This is a genomic window from Maribellus comscasis, assembly GCF_009762775.1.
Classification (GTDB): Bacteria; Bacteroidota; Bacteroidia; order Bacteroidales; family Prolixibacteraceae; genus Draconibacterium; species Draconibacterium comscasis.
The window spans coordinates 2,967,989-2,993,613 of sequence record NZ_CP046401.1; the positions used below are offsets into that span (position 1 = coordinate 2,967,989).

At 38.1% G+C, this 25,625-nt stretch carries 15 protein-coding genes; 9 read left to right on the plus strand and 6 right to left on the minus strand.

Annotation, left to right across the window (positions count from 1 at the left end; genetic code table 11):
- Positions 1–22 precede the first annotated feature (22 nt).
- The 3 genes from GM418_RS11745 to GM418_RS11755 form a co-directional block, all read right to left on the minus strand.
- Positions 23–5,533 (minus strand): HYR-like domain-containing protein, encoded by a 5,511-nt coding sequence (locus GM418_RS11745; protein WP_158866262.1) that lies wholly within the window; start codon positions 5,531–5,533, stop codon positions 23–25.
- 22 nt (positions 5,534–5,555) lie between these two features.
- Positions 5,556–7,274 carry a tail fiber domain-containing protein gene (locus GM418_RS11750; protein ID WP_158866264.1) on the minus strand — a complete coding sequence of 573 codons (1,719 nt, stop codon included), beginning with the start codon at positions 7,272–7,274 and terminating at the stop codon, positions 5,556–5,558.
- 120 nt (positions 7,275–7,394) lie between these two features.
- A complete protein-coding gene (locus GM418_RS11755; RefSeq protein ID WP_158866266.1) occupies positions 7,395–9,164 on the minus strand; it encodes a tetratricopeptide repeat protein in 1,770 nt (589 codons plus the stop codon).
- Between the two features lie 121 nt (positions 9,165–9,285).
- On the opposite strand from GM418_RS11755, the gene GM418_RS11760 reads away from it, so the two are divergent.
- The 3 genes from GM418_RS11760 to GM418_RS11770 all read left to right on the plus strand — a co-directional run bounded on the left by GM418_RS11760 (position 9,286) and on the right by GM418_RS11770 (position 14,010).
- A complete protein-coding gene (locus GM418_RS11760) occupies positions 9,286–11,262 on the plus strand; it encodes a hypothetical protein (protein WP_158866268.1) in 1,977 nt (658 codons plus the stop codon).
- A 212-nt stretch (positions 11,263–11,474) separates the two neighbouring features.
- Positions 11,475–12,278, plus strand: a complete 804-nt coding sequence (locus GM418_RS11765) for a hypothetical protein (RefSeq protein ID WP_158866271.1) — start codon at positions 11,475–11,477, stop codon at positions 12,276–12,278.
- A 148-nt stretch (positions 12,279–12,426) separates the two neighbouring features.
- Positions 12,427–14,010, plus strand: coding sequence for a sulfatase (locus GM418_RS11770; protein ID WP_158866274.1), 1,584 nt, complete (start codon positions 12,427–12,429; stop codon positions 14,008–14,010).
- An 11-nt stretch (positions 14,011–14,021) separates the two neighbouring features.
- Here GM418_RS11770 and GM418_RS11775 read toward each other — a convergent pair whose 3' ends face one another.
- The gene (locus GM418_RS11775; protein WP_158866277.1) at positions 14,022–16,160 is read right to left on the minus strand and encodes a tetratricopeptide repeat-containing sensor histidine kinase; all 2,139 of its coding nucleotides are present in this window, start codon (positions 16,158–16,160) and stop codon (positions 14,022–14,024) included.
- A gap of 220 nt (positions 16,161–16,380) precedes the next feature.
- On the opposite strand from GM418_RS11775, the gene GM418_RS11780 reads away from it, so the two are divergent.
- The 3 genes from GM418_RS11780 (at position 16,381) to GM418_RS11790 (ending at position 21,122) form a co-directional block, all read left to right on the plus strand.
- A complete protein-coding gene (locus GM418_RS11780) occupies positions 16,381–19,185 on the plus strand; it encodes a glycoside hydrolase family 2 TIM barrel-domain containing protein (protein ID WP_158866280.1) in 2,805 nt (934 codons plus the stop codon).
- An 11-nt stretch (positions 19,186–19,196) separates the two neighbouring features.
- A complete protein-coding gene (locus GM418_RS11785; RefSeq protein WP_158866283.1) occupies positions 19,197–20,129 on the plus strand; it encodes a carbon-nitrogen hydrolase family protein in 933 nt (310 codons plus the stop codon).
- Between the two features lie 111 nt (positions 20,130–20,240).
- Positions 20,241–21,122 carry a sugar phosphate isomerase/epimerase family protein gene (locus GM418_RS11790; RefSeq protein WP_158866285.1) on the plus strand — a complete coding sequence of 294 codons (882 nt, stop codon included), beginning with the start codon at positions 20,241–20,243 and terminating at the stop codon, positions 21,120–21,122.
- A gap of 65 nt (positions 21,123–21,187) precedes the next feature.
- Here GM418_RS11790 and GM418_RS11795 read toward each other — a convergent pair whose 3' ends face one another.
- The gene (locus tag GM418_RS11795; RefSeq protein ID WP_158866287.1) at positions 21,188–23,566 is read right to left on the minus strand and encodes a TonB-dependent receptor; all 2,379 of its coding nucleotides are present in this window, start codon (positions 23,564–23,566) and stop codon (positions 21,188–21,190) included.
- Positions 23,567–23,582: 16 nt separating this feature from the next.
- Complete coding sequence (locus tag GM418_RS11800; protein ID WP_158866290.1) at positions 23,583–23,894, minus strand: T9SS type B sorting domain-containing protein; 312 nt, start codon at positions 23,892–23,894, stop codon at positions 23,583–23,585.
- Between the two features lie 108 nt (positions 23,895–24,002).
- Here GM418_RS11800 and dtd point away from each other — a divergent pair, with 108 nt between their 5' ends.
- The 3 genes from dtd (at position 24,003) to GM418_RS11815 (ending at position 25,448) form a co-directional block, all read left to right on the plus strand.
- Positions 24,003–24,458, plus strand: coding sequence for a D-aminoacyl-tRNA deacylase (gene dtd / locus GM418_RS11805; protein ID WP_158866293.1), 456 nt, complete (start codon positions 24,003–24,005; stop codon positions 24,456–24,458).
- A gap of 1 nt (position 24,459) precedes the next feature.
- The gene (locus tag GM418_RS11810; protein WP_246222831.1) at positions 24,460–24,804 is read left to right on the plus strand and encodes a nucleotide pyrophosphohydrolase; all 345 of its coding nucleotides are present in this window, start codon (positions 24,460–24,462) and stop codon (positions 24,802–24,804) included.
- 65 nt (positions 24,805–24,869) lie between these two features.
- The gene (locus GM418_RS11815; protein WP_158866295.1) at positions 24,870–25,448 is read left to right on the plus strand and encodes a NanQ anomerase/TabA/YiaL family protein; all 579 of its coding nucleotides are present in this window, start codon (positions 24,870–24,872) and stop codon (positions 25,446–25,448) included.
- Positions 25,449–25,625: the final 177 nt, after the last annotated feature.

The following is a 25,625-nucleotide window of genomic DNA, read 5'->3' on the forward strand; positions in this document are numbered from 1 at the left end:
CATCGCCTCTTTTTCTATCTTATCAGAATCGTTTTTTATAAATAACATTTCCGTTATAAACTGTATTTCCAATTATCACCTTGTATAAATACATTCCTGAAACCGCATTTGTCGGGACAAATTCAATATTATATTTTATATTTCCTTTAACCTGACCTTCAAATACGGTGCTGATTTTTCTTCCGGTTATATCATACAATTCGACAGTAGATTTAGTATCTTCCGGAGAAACAAATTCAAACTTCAATTTTTCAGAAAATGGATTTGGATAAACTTTCAAATCAATGCTTCTAAATTCAGGGAAAAGTATCTCAGCAGATTTCTTTGCATTCGATTGCGTTCCTAAATTTGAGTTTGAGTGTATTACAATATTTCCCGCCTCAATAACCTGCTTTACAGTTTCATATCCGGTCCAGTTGCTGGAGTATATAAGATTTCCGTTGTTGTCCCAAACCGAAATTCCCATTTTGTCAAACTCACCATTTTGGCTGCAATCCGAGAGAGTTACCTGCAATTCCAGGTTTCCTCCAAGTGAGACAGGGTTTAATGGATTGGTTATGTCGGTTAGGTTTGCTTTGCTAACAAATTCTGCAGAATCACAATCATTATTTACATCAATGCCAAGAGAATTGGTTGCATTGGTTTTAACCTGATAGATATGTTTCACTCCAAATCCATCTGTTTTACGGAAAATAATATTCATTTTTCCCTGAAGGTTAGTTGCCTGTTTGTTCCATTTAACGTTAAATCCGAAATTGGTTTTAGAATCCGGATCGGCAGCAAATAATCCGTCAGGACTATTATTGATAAGATAACCTCCTCCAGTAATAAATTCACCATCAGGCACATAAATGGTGAGTACTGATTCTTCTCCGGAACAAAGTTCAAAGTAACTGTCGCTGCTTAATTCAACAGAAACAGTGTAAACTTCTGAAGTATTGGTTTTTGATAATACAGTTTCAATCCAATTATGCGAAATATATCCGACCGTTGAATCATTTGGATCTACTAATCCAATTTCGAGCCATGGACTGGTATAAACAATTCCTGCATCTGACACAACAAAACGTGCCATTGAATTTCGAATATCACCCTGACTTCCATCCATTTCATCATAAATGGTTGCGGCCATATAAACATTATGTTCAAAATTTTTCCCAACTGAGGCAAACAATTGCCCGGTGTATGAATAACAAGCATTTTCCTTTGTGATTTCAATCGATGTTGTGGCATCATTTACATCATAAATTATATCGTAATTATTAAACATCGCAGTAACCAAATGATTACCCGGGGCCATCTCGCCATTTGAAGGAAATGATGGATTCTCAATAAGAGGGTATTTTGCAATTGCTGTACCATCCGACTGAATATTAACAGGAGATCCAACTGGTTGGTTACCAATATAAAAAGTTACATCTCCGCCAATGAAGTTATTATCATTGCAATCCCAGGGTGTAATTGTTGCTGTAAATTCTACTGAATCACTGTACTGCTGGCTCAAAGGATTAACCGATACAGATGAGATAGTTGATATTTTATTGACATTAATATTAAATGCACATGTCGATGAATTGCCACATTCATCCCGAACAGTCCACGATACTTGAGTCACTCCGGCATTAAAGTTAACGTTGGCAAGTGTTTGTGAACCACTTCCTGTTGTTGCTTCTGACAAAATATAACTATACTGTAAGGAGGAACTACAGTTATCGCTTGCTGAAATATCAAATTCATCTCCTGTTGACGTATAGTAACATTCACCCAAATTGGTAAATGGAATCAGAAAATCTGAAGACGGACAATCACCAATCACTGGTGCGATGGTATCCAACACGGTAATGGTTTGACTTACAGAACTAAAATTACCGCAGGTATCGGCAAAAGTCCACGTCCGAATCATTACAAAATCGTTTGGACAGCTACCTGGTAAAACTGTAGTTGCCGGAGAAACAGTAATCTCACCCCCGCAATTATCTGTAGCAGTTAAATTTACCGGTGGCGGGACTTCTGCCGCACAATCCAGCACTAAATCAGCCGGCGGTGCCTGTGGAACCGGCGGCAACGTATCCAATACGGTAATAGTTTGACTTACAGAACTAAAATTACCGCAGGTATCGGCAAAAGTCCACGTCCGAATCATTACAAAATCGTTTGGACAGCTACCTGGTAAAACTGTAGTTGCCGGAGAAACAGTAATCTCACCCCCGCAATTATCTGTAGCAGTTAAATTTACCGGTGGCGGGACTTCTGCCGCACAATCCAGCACCAAATCAGCCGGCGGTGCCTGTGGAACCGGCGGCAACGTATCCAATACGGTAATAGTTTGACTTACAGAACTAAAATTACCGCAGGTATCGGCAAAAGTCCACGTCCGAATCATTACAAAATCGTTTGGACAGCTACCTGGTAAAACTGTAGTTGCCGGAGAAACAGTAATCTCACCCCCGCAATTATCTGTAGCAGTTAAATTTACCGGTGGCGGGACTTCTGCCGCACAATCCAGCACCAAATCAGCCGGCGGTGCCTGTGGAACCGGCGGCAACGTATCCAATACGGTAATAGTTTGACTTACAGAACTAAAATTACCGCAGGTATCGGCAAAAGTCCACGTCCGAATCATTACAAAATCGTTTGGACAGCTACCTGGTAAAACTGTAGTTGCCGGAGAAACAGTAATCTCACCCCCGCAATTATCTGTAGCAGTTAAATTTACCGGTGGCGGGACTTCTGCCGCACAATCCAGCACTAAATCAGCCGGCGGTGCCTGTGGAACCGGCGGCAACGTATCCAATACGGTAATAGTTTGACTTACAGAACTAAAATTACCGCAGGTATCGGCAAAAGTCCACGTCCGAATCATTACAAAATCGTTTGGACAGCTACCTGGTAAAACTGTAGTTGCCGGAGAAACAGTAATCTCACCCCCGCAATTATCTGTAGCAGTTAAATTTACCGGTGGCGGGACTTCTGCTGCACAATCCAGCACCAAATCAGCCGGCGGTGCCTGTGGAACCGGCGGCAACGTATCCAATACGGTAATAGTTTGACTTACAGAACTAAAATTACCGCAGGTATCGGCAAAAGTCCACGTCCGAATCATTACAAAATCATTGGGACAAGAACCTGGCGTTATTTGAATAGTCGGACTTACAGTAATAGAGTCATCGCAATTATCAATTGCAGTAAGTTTTACCGGCGGGGGAACATCTGCTGCACAATCCAGCACTAAATCAGCAGGAGGTATCGGAGCAGCCGGAGCAACAGAATCCACAACAACAATATTCTGACTTACAGAACTAAAATTACCGCAGGTATCGGCAAAAGTCCACGTCCGAATCATTACAAAATCATTGGGACAAGAACCTGGCGTTATTTGTATTGTTGGTCCAACAGTAATGGGACCATCGTTGTTATCAATGGCAGTTAAGTTTATTGGAGGGGGAATATCATCAGCACAGCTAGCATACACATCTGCCGGTGGAGTTGGTGGAATTGGTACTATTGTGTCAATGACTGTGATGGTTTGAGTAATGTTGTTTGAGTTTCCGCATGAGTCCACAAAAGTCCATGTGCGAAGGATAATGAAATCGTTCACACAACTTCCGGGAATGACTGAATCGACAGGACTTACTGTGATATCTCCACCACAATTACTACTTACTGCTGTTAGGTCCGTTTGATTTGGAACGCTGTCGGGACTTGGTACAGTAACATCAGCCGGAGCTGGTGGTAGCTGAGGTGGTACGGAACAAATTAATCCGGTATCAGCAATTGCAACATCTGATGTACAGAAAGATGAATTTCCATAGATATCATTAACCTGCAGATCAACCGTGAAAATTTTGTTGGCATCTAAACAATTGAATTCGGTTTGACCTGCTATAATTTGATAATCCTGAATTTCACAGTTATCTGTTGAGCCTCCGTTTAAATCAGTCGCATCAATTGAAGCATACCCGGAGATATCAAGGTAAATGGTTATATTCTGACAAACTGCAAGGGGAGAAACAGTATCAACCACAGTAACATTTGCATGACATGTGTCCACATTTCCATTTGTATTTATTACTGTAAGAGTTACATCATTTGATCCTATGTTTTCGCAGGTAAATGATGAAGGGTCGGCAAGCAGAGATGCAATTCCAATATCATCGGTACTTCCGCCGTCGATATCCTGACCTGTAATTTCAGCACTGCCCGAATTATCCAAATAAATTGTAATGTCCTGGCAAACCGCTACGGGAGGATTTGAGGAACTGAAAAGTTGAAAATTTATTCCATAATCATCGCCATCAGTTGATTCGGTTGTATTTCTCATCCCATCCTGCCAGACAGCGTGGAGTTTGGCATTTGATGAGGCCAAATCGGAGAAATGCTGGAATCCGAAAGTGGTTGTATTTAGTCTGGTTTCTGAACCATAAAAAGACCCGTCATCGTTTAGAATTTGCATGTATGCACCTGTGAATGAGCTGTCCTGAGCATAACTCGACCACGAAACTGCATATTTCCCATCCATCATTGCAACAATGGACTCATTCTCCTGCGCGCCTGTGGTTTCAGTATTTACCAATATTTCGGAAGTTAAGGCTGTTCCTGAATTGTCAAATAACCGGGCAAAGACTCCAAAATGATCAGAATCCTGTCCGTAACTTGACCAGGAGACGGCAAATTTTCCATCTTGTGTTTTTGCCACCTGGGGTTCCTGCTGATTTCCAGTAGTCGTGGTATTTACAGAAATAACAGTGCCGTCAATACTTCCGGTGTCATCAAAGCGTTGCGCCTGAATTCCAATTCCGTCACCATCAGCAGCATTATCCTGCCACGCAATAACAAAATTACCGGCCGAATCAACCGCAATTGTTGGGAATCCCTGAAATCCCGCTGTAACTGTATTTACCAGAAACGGAGGATTAGCCGGATTGCCACTGCTGTCGAAAATACGTGCAAATATATCGCCATCATTTTGGGGTTCCATCCAAGTTACTACCGTATTCCCACCGCCAGTCGAAATTGTTGGAAATCTCTGCTCCCCAGCGGTTGTAGTGTTGGCTAAAGTTGGCCCAAAAACCGACGATCCTGTATCATCGTATCCACGTATATAAGTTCCCCATCCATCACCGTCTTCCTTTTCACTCATCCAAACAACAGTGAAATTCCCATTTTCATCCATAGCTACATCCGGGAAACTTTGTGCGTTATTTGTTGTGGCATTTATTTGGAATTGACTTCCGACTTTGGTTCCTGAGTTGTTGAAACGTTGTCCGAAAACTCCGTAATCATCTCCATCTTCATTAAAACTTTCCCAGACCAATACAAAATTACCTGTTGTGTCAGCAGCAATTTTAGGATGTAGTTGCGAATTTTCTATTGTTGTATTTCCTTGTGTTTCAATCCCGGAAGGAGTTGTTTGAGCAAACAAGCTTGTTTCCCAAATGGCAAAAAGGAAAATAAATAGTACAGTCTTAAAGCTTGACCTTATCGACTCCTGAACGATTCCAAAATTTTTATAATATAAACGATACCTTTTCATAACCGGAAAATTTTTGAAGTTTTTATTGCTTCGCTGTTATTCCGGCTGTACTTTTTTCCATCTGGTAATTTGTTTCCAGTACTTCGAGGCGCTGGGAAAGATTTAAAAGTGTCTCTTTATAGTCTTTTATCTCGTTTTGCTGGCTGGCAATAATGTGCTCCTGGTCTTTTATTTTCTTATGTAATTCCTGTGTTGCTTTTACAAGGGGAACCACAAATTCGGCATATCGTAAACCATACATTTCCTTTTCCGGATCAAGAGGAATCTTTACACCGCTGAAATTGTAATTCAATACTGATGCAGCTTCAGCCACCTCTTGTGCAACAAAACCGGAATAGACCTGTTTGTCTTTCTCCTGAACGGATGATTCCATATTTTCACCGGGTTTCACTCGATAAAATCGAAACATTTCTTTTGTGTCGAAGTGGTAGGTAACCGGGCGGAGCAGATCAATAAAATCAAGTCCGGGAACATTCTCGGTAATTCCTGACTTAAATCTTCCGTCAGATGCAGCAGTCCAGTTAACCACGCCTCCGATAGAAGAGGTAGAAGCATTGCCAATATAAACTTCATTGTCGGCACTTACGGAGGCCTGATTTCCTATTGCAATTGAATTAGTACCGGAAACCTTTGCATTATACCCTATTACAATTGAATTGGCTCCGGTTATGGTGTCCAATGCACCTATTGCAACAGAATTATTTGATGCATTTGTCGCCTTGGATTTGTATCCAATAATTACTGAACTACTAGAGGCATCTACGTCAATTTCATTTCCTATTGCAACAGAATATTGACCATTATTATCGGCACTATACCCAATTGCAATCAGATCATTGCCTCTTATATCAATATCTGCTCCTATAAATGTGGTACGTGAACGATTTGTATTATTAAAATCGGCAAAAGCACCCATTCCAACGTTGTCTTCTCCGGCACGGTTTGAATAACCGGTTTTAAAACCTAAATAAGTATTTCTGTTGGCGTTGGAAGCATCATTGTTTCTATTATTATCCCATCCGGATTTTGCACCTACAAATGTATTGAAATCAGCATGTTCGGTTGCAGCGCCTGCGCTCTGTCCAATAAAAGTATTATAGTATCCTTGTCCCACATCTGTTCCGGCAGAGTCTCCTACTGCTGTGTTTGCACTGCCAAATGGGAATGTCGTTCCGGTATTTCCAACATCCCAAAGTGCTTCATTACCTACTGCGGTATTTTTTGAACCGTTTACATTTGATCGCCCGGCCGCACTTCCAATAAACGTATTATCGTCTCCGTCAACATTATTATATCCCGCGTCTTCTCCAATAAATGTATTATCTCGTCCTGTAGTATTATTATACCCTGCTTCTTCTCCAATAAATGTATTGTCTGCGCCGGTTGTATTATTATACCCTGCTTGTGTACCCACGAATGTGGCATCTGTACTTGAATTATTATACCCGGCATATTTGCCAATTATTACGTTATCTGTGCCTGTTGTTGAATTTGTGGCGGCATATGCGCCAATTATTGTATTGTCCCAGTCATTATCAAACGAAAATCCGGCCCTGTAGCCCAGATATACACCATATCCACCAGTGGAAACGTTATAACCTGCAGAATCACCTATCATTACATTGTAATCTCCGGATGTTATGCTGGCTCCTGCGCCAGAGCCTAATGTTTCATTTCCGGTTTGTGCTGAAAGACTAAAAAATAAGGTTAACAATAAAAATGAAAGTAGAATTTTTTTCATAATGAATGCAGTAATCAGTTATTTCTGCAAAACAAGTTAAAACAAAAAATCGAAAAATAAGGTATTAATATCTAAATATATTGCTTTGTATGGAAAATAATCATTGATTCGTAATAAACATTAGTCAAAAAATTCTTCAATGAATTTTTTTGATTTTTGAGAATCAGGATTCAACTTAAGGGCCGTTTCGAAGTCTTTTTTTGCAAGTCTTTTTTTATTTAGAATTAAATATGTTCTTCCCCTTTCTTCATAAAACTGGTGGACATTTTGATTAATTTCAATGGCACGGTTAAAATCATCGAGTGCTCTGTTCATATCATTCATTATAAGAAACAATGCACCCCGATTAAAATAAGCAAGCTCATTTCCGGAATCGGATTGTATTGCCCTGTTGAATGCCTGTAAGGCTTCCTGGTTTTTTCCTGCGTTTGTATACAACATACCCAGGTTAATATTTGCTTTTACATATTTCGGATTTATTTCCAGTGTTTTGTTAAAATCCTGCAGTGCTTTTTCGAAGTCCCGAAGTTGATAATATTTTAAACCGCGATTATTGTATGCTTCATAAAATCCTGGATTTAAATCAATGCATTTGGTGTAATCTGTAATGGCTTTTTGTGGATCAGGCTCATCATTAGCGCGGTTTCCATATGCGAAATAATGATTGGGATATTTTTCGATTACGTTTGTCCACAGGGTATCACTATTTTCCCAGTATTGGGCTGAAGTGAAAGTAATGTAAGCCAGAATGCCGAGCCAGAATACACCAATTTGAGCCACTACCGATTTAAATAGTACATATTTTTGACTGATTTTTGAGTATACCCGGGAGAATACATAAACTAAAACAACAAATAATCCAATATAGGAAACATAAGTATATCTTTCGGCATAAAGTGCTTTTCCGAAAGGAAAAAACTGAATTACCGGTGCTATGGATATAAGGAAAAAACTGAATCCAAAAAATACAACCGGCATTTTTTTAAATGATTTTACAAGTATGTAAATTAAAACAGGGATAAGTATAATTGAGTAGTAAAAATAACGGGGGATAACGTTGTGATCCAACCCGGGATAGGGATGAAATGCTGAAATATTATAAGGAACAAAGAATTTAACAAAGTAAATTAACAGCCCGTAATTGCTAAAAAATAGATTATTGAGAGTAAAAGATTCTGACACAGGCAACATAGCCCCATCTGTTCTTTGGGCTTTTACACCTATCCAAAGAAAAATAATCGCTAATGCAAAAAAAGGTATTTTCTCAAAACTATTTTTTTTTGAAATGTTTCCTTTAAGATAATCTGTCAGGATTAGAAGTGCGGGGAATACAATAGCCATTCCTTTTGAAAGTAACGACAACATAAAAAATACAAAAATCAACAGGTATGTATTCCAGTTTTTATTCTCCATGTACTTTACATATAAAATCAACCCCGAAAACATAAACATTGTAAAAAGCAAATCTTTTCTGGCCGATATCCAGGCAACAGATTCTAGGTGCATTGGGTGAATTGCAAAAAGAAGGGCTACAAAAAACGCCCACTCTTTATTACCTAAAAGTCTTCTGATAAATACAAATACCAAAACTGAATTTATGGTATGCAAAATAATGTTTGTAACGTGAAATACCCTGGCGTTTGGACCGGCAAATTCATATTCCAGGGCATAGGAAAGAAGCGTAACAGGGTGATAATTTCCCATAACCTGCGGTGTTTTAAAAATATCCAGAATCCCGCTAAAAGAAATTCCGTGGATAAGGTAATTGTTTAGAATGTAATTATGATCATCCCAGTTTACCCAATCATTTAAGCTTGCCTGATAAAAAGTAAATGCATTGATAATCGCCAGGATAAGAATGTAATGGTATGATTTTAAAGCGAACCTCAATTATTTTAAATACTAATTGTTTAATATTCTGCCATTCGGTGTGAGGTAAAACAATTTTTGATTGTTTAATGTTTATAAATCATTCCTATATATAAAAACCGGATAATAGAAAATTGCTTTTATGAAATTTGTTCGTTTAGAGGTAAAGTATTATCTGCTTTTCCTCGTATTTTTTATTTTTTACATATTGGGAGCATTGTTTCCTGATAAATGGTGGAGTACACACTTTGTCTTTTTTCTTTCCGAAAATTCAAGATTTTTGATCCTCGGGGGGGCGCTGGTTATTCCACTGGTGTTTTATTACGGGAGACTTGTTTTAAATAAGGACACAGGTGAAGCATTGCTAAATATAAAACATACTTATTTGTATTTGGTATTATCCCTTTTTGTAGGATTACTTATGTATTATTTCCCCATGGTTTTTGATTATTATGGGGAAGCAGTAAAATTACAGGGATTTTTAAATATTGTACCTGAAAGTATTCCACCCGGTACAAATGATGCGTTGTTCTCATTTCGTTTATCTCCCTGGGCCGGGCAAAATACAATTTTGAGTATTGTAACTTATATTGCTTTCTGGACAGGAAGCACATACCAAAATGCATTCTTTCTTTTAAATGCTTTTACAGGAGGTCTGTTTGCATTTTTGTGGTTTTGTTTTATCGATTACTATTTTCGGAGAAATTCAACTCGTTTTATCCTTCAAGTAGCCGGACTGATATCACCTTTTTTACTTCTTTTTTTTGGACATATCGAAATTTATGGCCCTGTATTTCTATTTAATCTTTTCTGGCTAATTACGTTTATTATTTATTTAAAAAGGAGACAACCAGCATACCTTGTAATTTTAGGTATTTTGTTATTGTTTTGTTTGAAGCTGCACGCAGTGGCGCTCTTATTTTTGCCTGCTTATATATTAATTATCTTGAATTATTATAAAAAGGCAATAAAAACAGAAATCAATTTTTTTACCTGGAGAGTAGCTTCGGTATATGTGCTTCTGCCTGTATTTTTGATTGGGACCTTTGTGTATTTTTTTGTTTTTAAAGATCATGTTGACGAAAGGCAATTGCAGTATACAGTAGCTGAATACGATCGCATTTTTTTACCTCTGATAAGCCCTGAACCTCCACTTGACAAATACAATATGTTAAGCTGGAATCATATTTTCGATTACTTTAATGAAATGTTTTTGTGGTCGCCTGGTATTTTATTTTTATTATTAGCTGCTGCAATTTTTTTTCGTAAAAAGATTAATTTCAATCAACCCGAATTAATTTTGACCGGTATCACTTTAATTTTATTTGTTAGTTTGTTTTTTGTGGTAAATCCCTTATTATCGATGCAAATGGACTGGGATTTATTTCTTATGCCGGTTCCGGCACTACTGGTTTTTGGAGTAGTAATTTTTAAACAGACAGAAGATGATTTAACAAAGGCTAGTGTTTCAGGAATAGTTGTTGCCTTGGGAATATTGTCTTTACCCATTTTTGTTGTTCACAATTCGGAAGAAAAGCTCGCGAATCGTACGGAAAAAATAGGCTTATATATTTATAAGACCTATTATGAATGGTCGGGGCAAACTTTAGAATTAGCGTGGAAGCACGTAAAAGAAGATAAAGATGAATTCAAAAGCAGGAGAATGACTGTAATTGGCAGATTAAAAACATTTGCCATTCCCGGGAAGGATTATGAAATGGCCCGAATAATTGCAAATGAAGCAATGTTTGAGACAAGGGTAAATAATAATCCGGCAGAAGGATTAAAGCTTGCAAGGGAATCAAAATATTATTTTACTAATTATAACAAAGCGCTGTTATTCGAGTTGGAATCGTTGTTTTTGATGGGAAAATATAATGAAGCATATCAGGTGGGTTTGAATTTATTAGATATTGCTTATCCGAGCCGGGAAAAAGCACTCAGAATTCTGGTTCATTGCGCCCTCGAGGCAGAAATGTATCAACAGGCTCTTGTTCAATCAGAAAATTATATAAAAGAGTTCAATCCAGAAGATAAGTTAATTAAAAGGGTTTATAGCAGATTAAAAACAAATGATAATATTGGCGAGTTAAAATATTTATTTTCAGGGTCAAATTAAATTTGGTAACGATAGAAATGATTAAACCTGTTTATATTGATTATTTAAATATTGTTCTAATTTTCATTTCGCTGGGCATGGCGATAATTTTTCCGTTTGAGCTTTTTGTAATTGTTTACGCGTTTTTGGGCCCACTACATTATTTAACTGAAATAAACTGGCTTCACCATAAAAAATATTTTTCGAATTCAGAAAATCTGTTCTGGCTGTTTTTGGTTTTAGCATTTTTCTTTGCTATTCCATTTTTATTAAAATTACCTTTCTTTGAGAACAGCAGAATTAAAATTTTGCTAAATAATGTTGCAGATTACACCAATAATATTGTTTTTTTCTCTTTTATTTTTTCAGTTGCCTTAATTCTTTTGAAAAAAAGAAAACATCAAATCATTTTCATATTAACCTGCATTCTCATTGCTATTTTATCCAGGGGAGCGGTTTCAAATAATATATTGATTGGAAGCTTTCTAGCAACGATTATTCACGTGTATATTTTTACCTTTTTGTTTATGGTATATGGTTCTTTAAAATCAAAAAGTTTACCAGGATTAATCGCGTCATTATTCGTTTTAGCAGTTCCGGTTATTATTTTTTCAGCTCATGTATTACCGGCAAACTATATAATTTATGAATGGGCAAAATCAATTTTTATAAGTAACAATTTTCATTTTTTGAATATAAACATCGCTAAAACCTTCGGATTAAGTGATGGGAAAGCGTTCTATTTTTACGAATCATACTTTCTGAAAATTCAAATATTTGTTGCTTTTGCCTATACCTATCATTATTTGAACTGGTTTTCAAAAACTTCAATAATAGGTTGGCATAAATTGATTACAAAAAGTAATTCAATAATTATTGCAATAATGTGGATTTTGTCAGTGGTTTTATATACTATTGATTATAGAACAGGATTCATTTTACTTGTATTTTTAAGTACTTTACATGTTTTTTTGGAATTTCCATTGAATGTTCTTTCAATAAAAGGAATTGTTACGGAAATAAAAAAGCAGCTTTAGTAGCCGTATTTCTTCTCTTTTTGCAATCATTATGAACTCTAATATTTGAAAAGTTTGATAAAAATAGTTTTATTTATTTCTTGGAATATTTAAAAAAATGCAAGCCAAATTAATTGAAGTACATTTATCTTTAAAAAAACATCAAATAATGAAATCAATATTACATCTTCCTACTTTTCTAATTATCTCAATTTTTATATTTTTTTCTTGTCAATCAAATGTTGAAGAAAAACAGAAACTTAATTTTTTATTTATTCTGGCAGATGATTATGGCTACCATGATTTAAGTGTTTCGGGAAGCCAATTTTATGAAACACCCAATATTGATCGTATTGCAACGGGAGGTATGATTTTTACCGATGGTTATGCAACCTGCCAGGTTTGCAGCCCGTCGCGGGGAAGTATTATATCAGGAAAATTCCCTGCGCGTCATGGAATTACCGATTGGATTGGAGCAGCAACAGGCGAGAATTGGCGCAATGCCGGTCGGTTTAATCAATTGTTACCACCGGAATACGAACACCAACTTGCTTTGGATTACACTACTTTGCCGGAAGCTATGAAAGAGGCAGGATATAAAACTTTTTTTGCCGGGAAATGGCATTTGGGCAGCAAAGGTTCATGGCCTGAAGATCATGGTTTTGATATTAACAAAGGAGGTTGGGATGTAGGAAGCCCCAAAGGTGGCTATTTTGCTCCCTGGGAAAATCCGAATTTATCCAGCGGACCCAATGGCGAAAATCTTTCAATGAGATTGGCCAAAGAAACTGCTCAGTTTATAAGAGAAAATAAAGACACAAGCTTTTTTGCTTACCTTTCATTTTATGCTGTACATGGCCCTATTCAGACGACACAGGAAAAATGGGCAAAATACCGTGAAAAAGCGGAGAAGCTTGGATTAGCAGAAACCGGCTATAAAATGGGGCATTTTTTGCCTATCCGTCAGGTGCAGGATAATCCGGTTTATGCAGGTTTGGTTGAAGCGATGGATGATGCTGTAGGCGAAGTGTTAAATGCACTGGACGAACTGGGTTTATCTGAAAATACAGTAGTTATTTTTACTTCAGATAATGGAGGAGTAGCTGCCGGCGATTCCTATTCCACATCAAATTTACCACTCCGAGCCGGAAAGGGTTATCAGTTTGAAGGTGGAATTCGCGAACCTTACTTTATAAAAGTTCCGGGAGTGGGAAACGGACAAAAAAACAATACGCCGGTTACCGGAACCGATTTTTATCCCACTATACTTGAACTGGCCGGAGCACCGTTAAGACCATCGGAACACAATGACGGGGTGAGCCTTGTGCCGCTTTTAAAAGGGGAGACTATTCCTGAGCGGCCACTTATCTGGCACTACCCGCATTACGGAAATCAGGGGGGAGAACCTTCTTCCATAATTCGATTGGGCGACTGGAAATTGATTCATTATTACGAGGATGGACATGAAGAATTGTACAACCTGAAAAATGACTTGGAAGAAACCACTGACCTGGCTGCAGAAAATCAGGAGAAAGTAAAAGAATTGAGTCAAAAATTATTTTCATATTTGGACGAGGTTGGCGCACGTTACCCGGAAAGAGATCCGGAATACGATCCCCAAAAAGAAAAAGAGTATCTTCAAAAAGTAATGAACGAACGTTGGCCGCGACTTGAGAAACAACGGCTTGAATTTCTTTCAGAGGACTATGAGCCCGGAAATAATTGGTGGGGAAGCAAAATAACAAGAGATTGAGCCTGGAAGTTTTAAACTCGGGGTAGGGTAAATTTGAATATGCTTCCTTTTCCTATTTCGCTTTCAACCCAGATTTTTCCCTTGTGTTTTTCAACAAGTTCCTTAACCAAAATTAGTCCCAGGCCTGTTCCGTTTTCGCCGAGGGTACCTGGAGTGCTTGTATTTGAGTCGAAATCAAAAAGAAGGGGAATTATTTCTGGTTCAATTCCAACACCAAAATCCTGCACTGAGAATTCAATAAATTTATTGTTTGGTTTTGCTGAAATAAAAATTTTGCCATTGGGATTCGAAAATTTTATGGCGTTGGACAACAGGTTGCGAAATGTGGTTTTTAAAATTCCTTCATCAGCAAATACCTGTTGTGGGCCTTCAATTCTTGTATCAATGCTAATATCCTTTTTTGAAATCTGTGGCAAAAACTGTTTTGTAACTTCTTCAATTACATTGGCTAGCACCAACTGTTTAGGGTTTAATTCAATTTTTTGAAATTGTGACCGTGCCCATTCGAGCAAATTGTTTAACAGGCTATAGGAACCGCTGAGGCTTTGAAATATAAGTGCAGAATAGTTATTTTCAGATGATTGTTTTCTTGTTTCATTGTCCTCGGCAATTATTTGGCTTAATGCAAGCGACGAACCAATGGAGCCTTTTAAATCGTGTGCTATTATTGAAAAAAACCGATCTTTTGTCGTATTGATTTTGCTCAACTCACGATTTTTAAGATGTAGCTTTCTGTAAAATAAAAATATAATTGATGAGATCAGTAATACGAAAATTAATCCTGTTATAATCATAATTTGAAACGTCTTCTGCTGCTTGAGCTTCAAGGTATTTATTTCGTTCTGTTTTTCCAGATCTGCTATTTGGTTGGTTTTTTCGTCTAGTTCGTAAATGGTCTGCAACTGTTCAATTTTTATATTGGCTCCTCCCGAAAGAATTGAATTCTGGATATCAATTTGTTTCTTTTGATAATAAAGCGCTTTTTCCAGATCGTTTAAATTTAAATACGTTTCAGCCAGTTTTGAGTATATTTCCAATTGTATATTTTTCTGGCTGTTTCGCAATGCTAAGTCCAGTGCGTGTTTTATATTATCAATTCCTTCGTTTATGTTTTCTCTCCCTATTTTACACAAACCAATGTATTCGAAAATACCAGGTTGGCTGAGTAAATCTTCAATTTTTTGTTTAACAACCAGGGCCTTGTTTAGGTATTCTTCAGCTTTTTCATAATCGCCGGAAAAGTATTCAATTTTACCAAGGTTTTTGTATGCATTCGACAGGCCATATTCAGAACCACTTTCACTGTGAATGTTTAATACCTGGTTTATGTTCCTGCGGGCTTCTTCCAGTTTCCCGGCCTCCATATTAATTAATCCAATTTGCTCGTAGCAAATAGCAATACCGTTTTTATTCCCATCAATAGCTGCTAAAGTTTTATATGTATCTAAAGCTTCTGTAAAATATTCCAGAGCTTGTTCCGGGATTTTTAGATCGGCATAAACCCGTCCAAGTAAATACGCACTCCAGGCATAACCCTCATGAAAATCAGCCTTTTGGTAATTCAGTTTTGATTTTATGATATACTCGATTGCTCTGTCGTACAAGCCATTTAACCTGAAAATGGTTCCCATCATTGAGAATGAAGAACCAGCAATTTTATAGTTCTCCGATAAACGACAGGCTTGGATTGCTTCATTAAAATGTTCAAGTGCCTGCAGGCTCTCACCTTTTTGGTGTTCGATAACTCCCTTTCGGAAGTGAATTTCGCCTTTATACCAGTTTTCACTGATTGCGTCGGATATTTTTAAAGCCCGGTTGTAATAGGCCTCTGAAAGAGCATGGTCTCCATCTCTAAAAGAAATTCTTCCCAAAACGTAATATGCGCGCATTTCCATATCCCTGTTTCCGGTTTCGCTCGCTGACACCAGGGCTGAGTTTGCCAACTCGGTTGCGTCGTTCGATTTTTTGTTAAGAATATGAAGCGCTAATTCTAGTTGAACCGAGATTTTATCGGCCCCTGTTTTTTGATTTAGTTCTGTTCTTAAACTATCAATTATTTGTTGCTCAGTAGATAGGGTATTTGTGTCTCCGAATGAAAGATGTATATTAAACAGAGTTAACAGAATGTAAATCAAAATATTTTTTTTCATTAGCGGGAGATTAAAAAATTATAAATACCAACTGTTTCGCTTCTCTTTTGTGTATGATTTTAAGTTTTCTATTAACATATCGGAATTTTAAAAAAAACGGACAAGAGGTAAATTTAAAAAATTCTGTTAACAATTGGCTGGCATAAACCCTTTAAAAAGCTATATTTAATTCCGTAAAAATGAGATACTTTTTGTGAATTTGTAATTGAATATTAAAAACATGAAATTAAAAAACTTGCTTTTCCTAACCATTCTTTTTCTGTTTTCGACGGGTATTTTTTCCCAGCCTACTGAGATTGTCTATTTATCAGGTTCCGATGCTGCGAATACCGTAGAGTGGGATTTCTTTTGCACCGACGGCAAAAATAGTGGAGAATGGACAAAAATTCCGGTTCCTTCGAATTGGGAGTTACAGGGTTTTGGAACCTACAATTATGGTCACGACTGGCGAAATGAAGAAATTAAACTCGGGAAAGAACACGGTTTGTATAAACATGAATTTGAGACTCCTGCTTCGTGGAAAGGCAAAACCATAAATATTGTTTTTGATGGTTCGATGACAGATACCGAAGTAAAAATCAACGGGAAACTTGCAGGAGAGATTCATCAAGGGGCATTTTATAGGTTTAAATACGATATTTCAAAATTGCTGAACTATGGTAAAACCAACCTGCTGGAAGTAGATGTAGCCAAACATTCTTCCAATGAGTCAGTAAACAGGGCTGAACGTCAGGCTGATTTCTGGATATTTGGTGGTATTTTCAGGCCCGTATTCCTCGAAGTTTTGCCGGAAACACATATGACACGAACAGCCATCGATCCAAAAGCTGACGGTTCATTTAAAGCTTTTGTAACGTTAAACGAATCGAAGGCAGACTACACCTTTGATGTTGAATTGTTCGATTTAGGTGGGAATAAAGTCAGTGGAAATGTTCAGGCAGAAATCAGTAAGGGTGAAACTGAAAACTGGATTTCGGGGAAATTTGAAAATGTAAAGGAATGGAATGTGGAATGGCCTCAACTCTACGATATGAAAATATCGTTGAAAAAGGGAAATGATGTTTTACATCAGGTTACTGAACGTATTGGATTTCGTACGGTTGAATTGCGTGAACACGATGGAATTTATGTCAACGGAGAAAAAGTAATATTCAAAGGCGTTTGCCGCCATTCATTCCGGCCCGAGACAGGCCGTGCACTGAGTGATTCGGATCATTTTGAAGATATCACGTTGATGAAAGAAATGAATATGAACGCGGTTCGATGTTCACATTATGATCCCGATAAACGATTCCTTGATTTATGCGACTCGCTGGGTATGTTGGTGCTTGACGAAGTAACAGGTTGGCAAGACAGTTACGATACCATCATTGGTCCGAAACTGATTAAGGAAGAAATTTTAAAAGATGAAAATCATGCAAGTGTGGTTCTCTGGGACCATGGAAATGAAGGTGGCTGGGATTTTGCCAATGAAAAAACATATCAAGAACTGGATATTCAGAAACGGCCGGTAATTTATCCCTGGTTACTGCGGAATGGAGTAGACACACACCATTATCCTGAGTTTTTATATGCTGTCAACCGGTTTACCCACGGAAATGCACCTTTTATGCCCACCGAGTTTATGCACGGCTTGTATGACGGCGGCCATGGTGCCGGATTAAACGATTTCTGGAACGAATATGAAACATCACCACTTTTGGCCGGAGCTTTTTTATGGGTTTTTGCTGATGAGGCAGTTTTGCGCACTGATAAGGAAGGAACAGTTTACGACTCGGACGGAAATCATGCACCCGATGGAATTCTGGGGCCGCACCAGGAAAAAGAAGGTAGTTTTTACACCATAAAAGATATTTGGTCACCGGTGCAGATTTCGCCGGTTACGATCAATAAACAATGGAATGGCAAACTTTTCCTGTCGAATAAATACATTTACACAAACCTGAATAAATGTACGTATAGCTGGAAAGCGATTAAAACCGGTTTTGGCGATACAGCGAATAAAGTTTTAGGTCAGGGCCAGGCCAAAAGTCCGAATGCAGAACCGGGAGAAACAGCAGCTGTACAAATCGATTGCAGCAATGCTCTTCAAAATGCGGATTTATTTGAATTTACCGCTACCGATTACAATGGAAATGAACTCTACACCTGGAGTTGGCCCGTTGTCCAACCCGAAGAAAAGGCTGCCGAAATTTTACAGGAACTTGAATTCGGAAATTCAGAAATTTCGGTAAATGAAAGTAGTGATGCAGTAACAGTTTCGGTTTCCGGTTTGGAAATTTCGTTGAGTAAAAATGACGGAACATTACTTTCGGTAGAAAACAGTAACGGAGATGTATCATTTACCGGCGGTCCAATACCAGTAGGTGCAGACTCGGAAATCACCGGAACAAAATGGGAGAAAGACGGAAGTGGAAATTTCATTTTTACAGTATCCAGAAAAGACTATCCGAGAAAAATAACCTGGACACTGGAGAAGAGTGGCTTGTTAAAACTGGAAGCAAGTCATTTGATAGGGTGGATGAAGGATATTGATTACATCGGTATTTCGTTTAATTATCCGGAAGAAAAGTGCACCGGTATTAAATGGATGGGAGGTGGACCCTACCGCGTTTGGAAGAACCGTTTAAAAGGTGCAACTTTGGGCGTTTGGGAAAAAGAGTACAACAACACCATTACCGGCGAAAGTTTTAATAACCTGGTTTATCCTGAATTCAAAGGCTACCATGGAAATTTGTACTGGGCTACTTTGGAAACCACCGAATCGCCGATAACCATAATTTCCGAAACTCCAAAACTTTATATGCAATTGTTTACGCCCGATAAACCACAACATGTGGCCGGTGGCACGTATCCGGCTTTCCCCGATGCAGATATTTCATTTTTGTATGAAATTCCGGGGATCGGAACTAAATTTCAAAGAGCTGAAATTATGGGGCCAAACGGGCAAAAAGGTGTTTATGGCGAACGCAGGGGAGACGAAAATGATGCCATAAAATTGTGGTTCGATTTCAGGTCGAATTAAGAAAAAATAAGATGAAAAGGTCAGTTTTTATTTTGATATTGCTTGGTTGCTGCTTTGATTTTGCAGTGAACGGTCAGAATAATACTGACGGTCAAAGCGGGAAACTGGTGGTTGCAGCTTGCCAGTTTCCCGTTTCGGCTGATATTGCTGAAAATTATGACTGGATAAAAAAACAGATGATAGAAGCCCGTCTTAAAAAGGCCGATATTGTTCAGTTTCCGGAATGTGCACTGTCGGGCTACCCGGAAGTGGATTTAAAAACGCTGGATGGATTTGACTGGGATTTGCTGGTTGAAAAAACCGACTCTATTTTAAGTCTGACGAAACAGTTGAAAATTTGGGTGTTGTTGGGTTCCATTCATCGGTTAAGCGATGGTGTGAAACCACATAACAGTTTGTATGTGATAAATGACGAAGGCAAGATTGTGGATCGCTACGACAAAAGATTTTGTACCGGCGGAGATTTGAAACATTTTTCTCCCGGTGACCATTTTGTGAATTTTGATTTGAACGGGGTGAATTGCGGACTTTTAATTTGTTACGATATCCGTTTTCCTGAATTGTACCGCGAATACCGGAAACGAAATACGGATTTGATTTTCCAATCCTTTTACAATGCCCGTCAGAAAAAGGGAAGTATTCATCCTGTAATTATGCCCATTACTTCTCAAGCCCGGGCGGCAACTAATTATTTTTATATTTCGCTGACCAACTCATCTGCGACAGAGAGCTGGCCATGTCATTTTATTACTCCCGACGGGCTTATTCAAAATAAACTTACAACCAATGTCCCCGGAATTTTGATTTCAAATGTGGACATATCCGAAAACTATTACGATGCAAGTAAAGCATTTCGTGAAAATGCAATCAATGGAATTCTGAATAGCGGTGAAACAGTAAAGGACCCTCGCTCTGAAAACAGAAGTGAAATTATTGAGCAATAATTGTTCTGCCCATAATAAACTATTTTATAAGGAAAATCCCAAATATATCCTTGATTCTACAAAAGATATATAAGAAACTACTAACAATAAAAACTTTAAACTAAACGAATTATGAACCTAAAAAAAGTAATATTCTTCCAACGTATTTTGATATTGACTATTTTCTTTTCCTTGTTTGTAATGAGTTGTCAGTCAGATAGTAATGTTCTTGTGGAGGATATTGGTATATGTACTGATTTTAACAACGCGAGTATTTTGTCAGCGAGTGGATGTAGTTATATCGAAGAAAGTGTAGGACGGTTTCTCATTCCATTCAAAAGCGAAGAAGAATTTGATTTAATTTTAAAAAAGGCAAAAGAATCAGAACTTTCCGTCAGGGCTTTTAACTGTTTTATCCCCGGCAGCTTAAAAAGTGTTGGGCCGGACGCTGTACATCAGGAAATTCTGGAATATGTGGAAATTGCTTTTCGCAGGGCACAGAAAGCAGGTGTGAATTATATTGTTTTTGGTAGCGGGGGTTCGCGTTCTGTTCCCAAAGGATTTTCCAGGAATGATGCAAGGCAACAGTTTATTCATCTTTGTACCAGGATGGCACCCATTGCCGGTAAATATAATGTTGTCGTAGTTCTTGAACCATTAAATAAAAAAGAGTGCAATTTTATTAATTCTGTGGCTGAAGGAGGTGAAATCGTTAAAGAGGTAAATCATCCTAATTTTATGCTCCTCGCCGATATCTACCATATGTTAATGGATAACGAAAGCCCGGAAAATATTATTAAATATGGAGATTTGATTAAACATACGCATATTGCCGAAAAGGAAGGAAGGGCTGCTCCGGGCACACACAACGAGGATTTTAAGCCATATCTTGAGGCGCTAAAAAAAGTGAATTATAGTGGAATGATGTCGATTGAATGCAACTGGGATAATCTGGAATCGGAGTCTGTAACCTCCATCGCAGAAATTAAAAAACAGGTAAGTATGTTGGAGTAGGCTTCAAAGCGACTTTTTTTTAATCGCATAATTTTTATGTTCTTCGAGGTAGCGGAAGCATTGATTTAAAATTCTATAATAATACCAATTGTCGGAAGTACAGTTCCCGATGTGTTTTTATATGTTTCAAGTTTATACCGCGATCCGTTGTCGGTAAGGACAAAACTACCGTTTGCATCTTCGGCTCGTATTACAATATCTTGTTGTTCAGCCTGGTGGTTGTAGAGATTTTGAATGTCAAGATAGAATTTTGCTGTTATTTTATTTAGATAAAACGATTTGTCAACACGTAAATCCAACTGGTGAAAGGCTGAGAAGCGTTCGGAGTTTAGTTTTGAATAATCGAGGTGGGGACTGCCTTTCAGATTCCATGCTTCAACCAGCGAGCTTTTCTCCATGTCGTAAGGCGTGTAGGGCAAACCACCTACAAATCGCCAACGGGCACCAATCCGCCAGTTTTTCTTCAGATCTTTTGTTGTCGTTACATTTAACAGGTGTTTTGAATCCCAGCTGGAGGGAATGTATTCCCCTGCTGCATCCTGAAATTCGCTTCGAACCAGAGTGTATGACAAGTTAAAATTGAATCCTTTTGTTGAATTTACACGAGCCTGAAATTCAGCGCCGTATGCACGTCCTTCTGATGATGAGATAACCTCTTCATCGCCAACAACACCATAGTCGGCTCCTTTATTTGCAAGGCTGATTTGGTCTTTTACCGAAAACGGGTAATTCGCATAGCCTTTCCAAAATCCTTCCAGTGAAAATTGCACAGTGGTTCTTGGGCGAAATTCCAGCCCGGCGATTAAATGATCAACCGTGATGTACTTCAGCTTGTTTTCCCTATTTACAAAAACATTATTTTCTTCAAAACCCAGCGTGGTATACGATGGTAACTGGTAATATTTGCCGGTATTAAAATTCAGGCTCCATTTGTCGGTTAAACTGTACGAAGCCGAAAATCGCGGAGAAAACTGTTCCAGAGGATTATTCATACTTTCAGCATAATTATTTGCGTCTGCCCGGATTCCCAGGGACAAAGCCAGGCGTTCATTCAGAACATTTTTGCTAACCTGTGTAAAAAGCCCGTATTTAACCAAATCCAGTTTTGCATCGTAATTTACATTTAAAATTTCGTCGCCGTAAAACCGTCTTTGTTGTGTGGTATTTTTATATGTCACAAAATCGAAATTCGCCCCGAAATTCAACTTAAAAGTGTTTAGTCGCAGCGTATTTTCAAATCTGATTTTATTTTCAATTTCCTCCGAAGAATAGTCTAGAATTTTATTTTCTTCAGAACTGTCATCATTATCAAAATATTTATAGGCCCCGTTGTTTAAATGACTCCGGCTTACCACCAGCGTTTGATAACTATTCTCTCTGAAATGTTTGTAAACCGCTCCCAGCGTGTAACTCCATTGTTCGTTAACCGGAATTTGGCTGAGGATGTATTTTTGCTGTTCATCCGGGTCTTCAATGTCCAGATTCAAATCAAAAACATCAAACGCACCCAGTCCGATTACTGTTAATTCATTTTTTTTGTCGAAACGGGTACGGATTTTAAACTGCGTATCGGTAAAATTGGGTAGAAAGGGAAGCTCCAAAACACTAAACAAAAATTGGAGATAGGATCGGCGGGCTGAAAGAACAAAAGTTGTTTTTTCTCCGACTGGCCCGTCGAGAGTTGCTGCGACCTCTGACGCTCCCAGGGTTCCCTGGAATTTGAGTTTATCATTGTTTCCATCAACCTGGAAAAATTCCAGCACTCCACTTAAAGCATTTCCCCGGTTGGCCGGGAAAGCACCGGAATAATAATTCACCTCGCGTAAAAAGTCGGCATTAATAATTCCTACTGGCCCGCCTGAGGCGCCCTGCGTAGCGAAGTGATTGATAAAAGGGACTTCCACACCGTCAAGATAAAAACGGCTTTCCGATGGTCCTCCGCCACGAATAATTATATCGTTGCGAAATGCCGGTGTTGACTGGACTCCCGCAAAAGACTGAATTACTTTTGAAATATCGCGGTTGGCCCCCGGACTCTTTTCTATCTCACCAATTCCAATAGAACGCAGTGATACCGGGCTTTCCTGTGTTTTTCTAAAGGGAGATGCCGTTACAGTAACTTCATCAATTTGTTCCTTTTGTTGTTCCAGCTGAATTTCAATGAAGTTGGTGTTTGCCACGCTTACTTCAATTTCCGAAGAAATGGCTTTCTTGTAGCCCACAAACGATGCTTCAATTCTTACAAAGCCGGGCTGCAGGCCGTTTAATAGAAAATTTCCGTCCAAATCGGTTGTGGTTCCGATACTTGTACCTGAAACTACAACATTTACAAACGGAAGTGGCTCATTATTTACGGCGTCAACAACTTTTCCTGTCAACGATGCTTCCTGTGCAAAAGTTAAAACGGAGAATGAAAAAAATAGAAATGTAAATAGTACTTTCATAGTGTTGAGGTTCTGTTTATTCGAGGTGAACAATTATTTTTCTGACGATTTCTTTGGCGCTTGTAATTGTGGTAAGATTGGTATATAATTTTCCGGTAGCTACAAATTGCGTTACATAAAGTGTTTCTATGAAATTTCCTTCCAAATCTTCTATCCAAATCGCGAAGGATGGATGATTATAGGTTTTTCCTTTGAAAAATTCAATGGTTAAGCTATAGTTTGCGTTTTCCGGCGACGTCTTAAGGATTACAATTTCCTCATTTATTTTATTGGAAGAAACGCATCCGGCTAGAACAAAAACAGTGAAAAATAAAATCAACTTGTTCATTAGTTGTCAGTTTGTTTATTTTTTTCATTCAATAGTTAAACAAGGAAAAAATAAAAAAGTTGAGAAACATTTTCTTTTTTTATCTTAGTAAAGCAAATTCAGAATAATATGAGAATTGTAATTCAAAAGGTCTCCAAAGCCTCGGTTACTGTTGAAAATAAAATTGTTTCATCAATTGGAAAAGGAATGCTGGTTTTGGTTGGCATTGAGGATGCTGACAACGATGAAGATATTGACTGGCTTGTAAAAAAGATGTTAAACCTGCGAATTTTTGACGATGAAAATAGTGTAATGAATTTATCGGTTCAGGATGTTGAAGGAGACTTGATTATTGTAAGCCAGTTTACTCTGCAAGCCAGTACAAAAAAGGGAAACCGGCCTTCATATATTCGTGCTTCAAAGCCCGATGTTGCTGTGCCCATGTATGAAAAGTTTATTCAAAAAACAGAAGATACTATCGGTAAAAAAGTGGGAACCGGTATTTTTGGTGCCATGATGGACGTGGAGTTGGTAAATGATGGCCCGGTAACCATCATTATTGATTCAAAACAGAAAGATTTTTAGGATGGATGAAAAACAATTGACAATAAATGAAGCCCAGGAAATGGTCGACAAATGGATTCTAACCATTGGTGTACGATACTTCAGCGAGCTTACAAACATGGCTATTTTAACAGAAGAAGTAGGAGAACTGGCGCGAATTATGGCCCGGAAATATGGCGATCAGTCATTTAAAAAATCAGATGAAGGACATAATCTGGAAGATGAGATGGCTGATGTACTTTGGGTGTTGATCTGTCTGGCCAATCAAACCGGAGTGGATTTAAATAAAGCTTTCCTGCAAAATATGGAAAAGAAAACCCGCCGCGACAAGGAAAGACATCGAAACAACAAAAAACTAAAGGAATAATTCCTCACATTTTATTCAACGGCCTAATTAATAATATGATGAACAAATTGATAATCTTAATAACTATGATTTTTGCTTTCTCTGCCTGCACTCCAAAACAGGAGGATCCGGAAAACTGGACGAAAAAACAAGTTAATGAATGGTTTGAAAAAAAGGAATGGTTAAACGGCTGGGGCGTAAAACCTGACGAGTCGATTAACAAGAGAAGTTTTGCCATTGATTATTTTAAAAACAAAAAACATTGGGATCAGGCTTTTCAATTTTTAAAATCTTCCGACCTGGTTAATCTTCCGGTTGGCAGACAAGACCTCGAAGGAGATCATCTTTATATTAGTGTTGATGAATATACTACAAAAGACAAAAAGGATACTCGTTATGAGTCGCATCGGAAATATATTGATATTCAGTATATTATTGAAGGAGAGGAGATGATGGGCTTAACAACGCTCGACAAAGTTGAAATTACAGAGCCTTATAATGAAGAAAAAGATATCGCATTTTATTCTTTTGACGGGGGTGAGTATATCAAGGCCACGCCAGAGAATTTTGTTTTGTTTTTCCCGGAAGATGCACACCGCCCGATGATGGAAGCAGGGGCGAATTCAAAGGTGAAAAAGATTGTTGTAAAGGTTATGGCCAAATAAAAGAGCTGCTTTTTTGGTGTTTAATGAGAAAGCTTTAAAGACAGGGCTTTTGTAGTTTTGAAAATATTTTTTTAGGGATGTTCATAAGTATCAAAACCTATTGACAATAAATACGATAGGTTTTGTTATTTTTAAGAAAAACCCCGAAAAAGGCCTGAATCGCCAAAAATCGGGGTA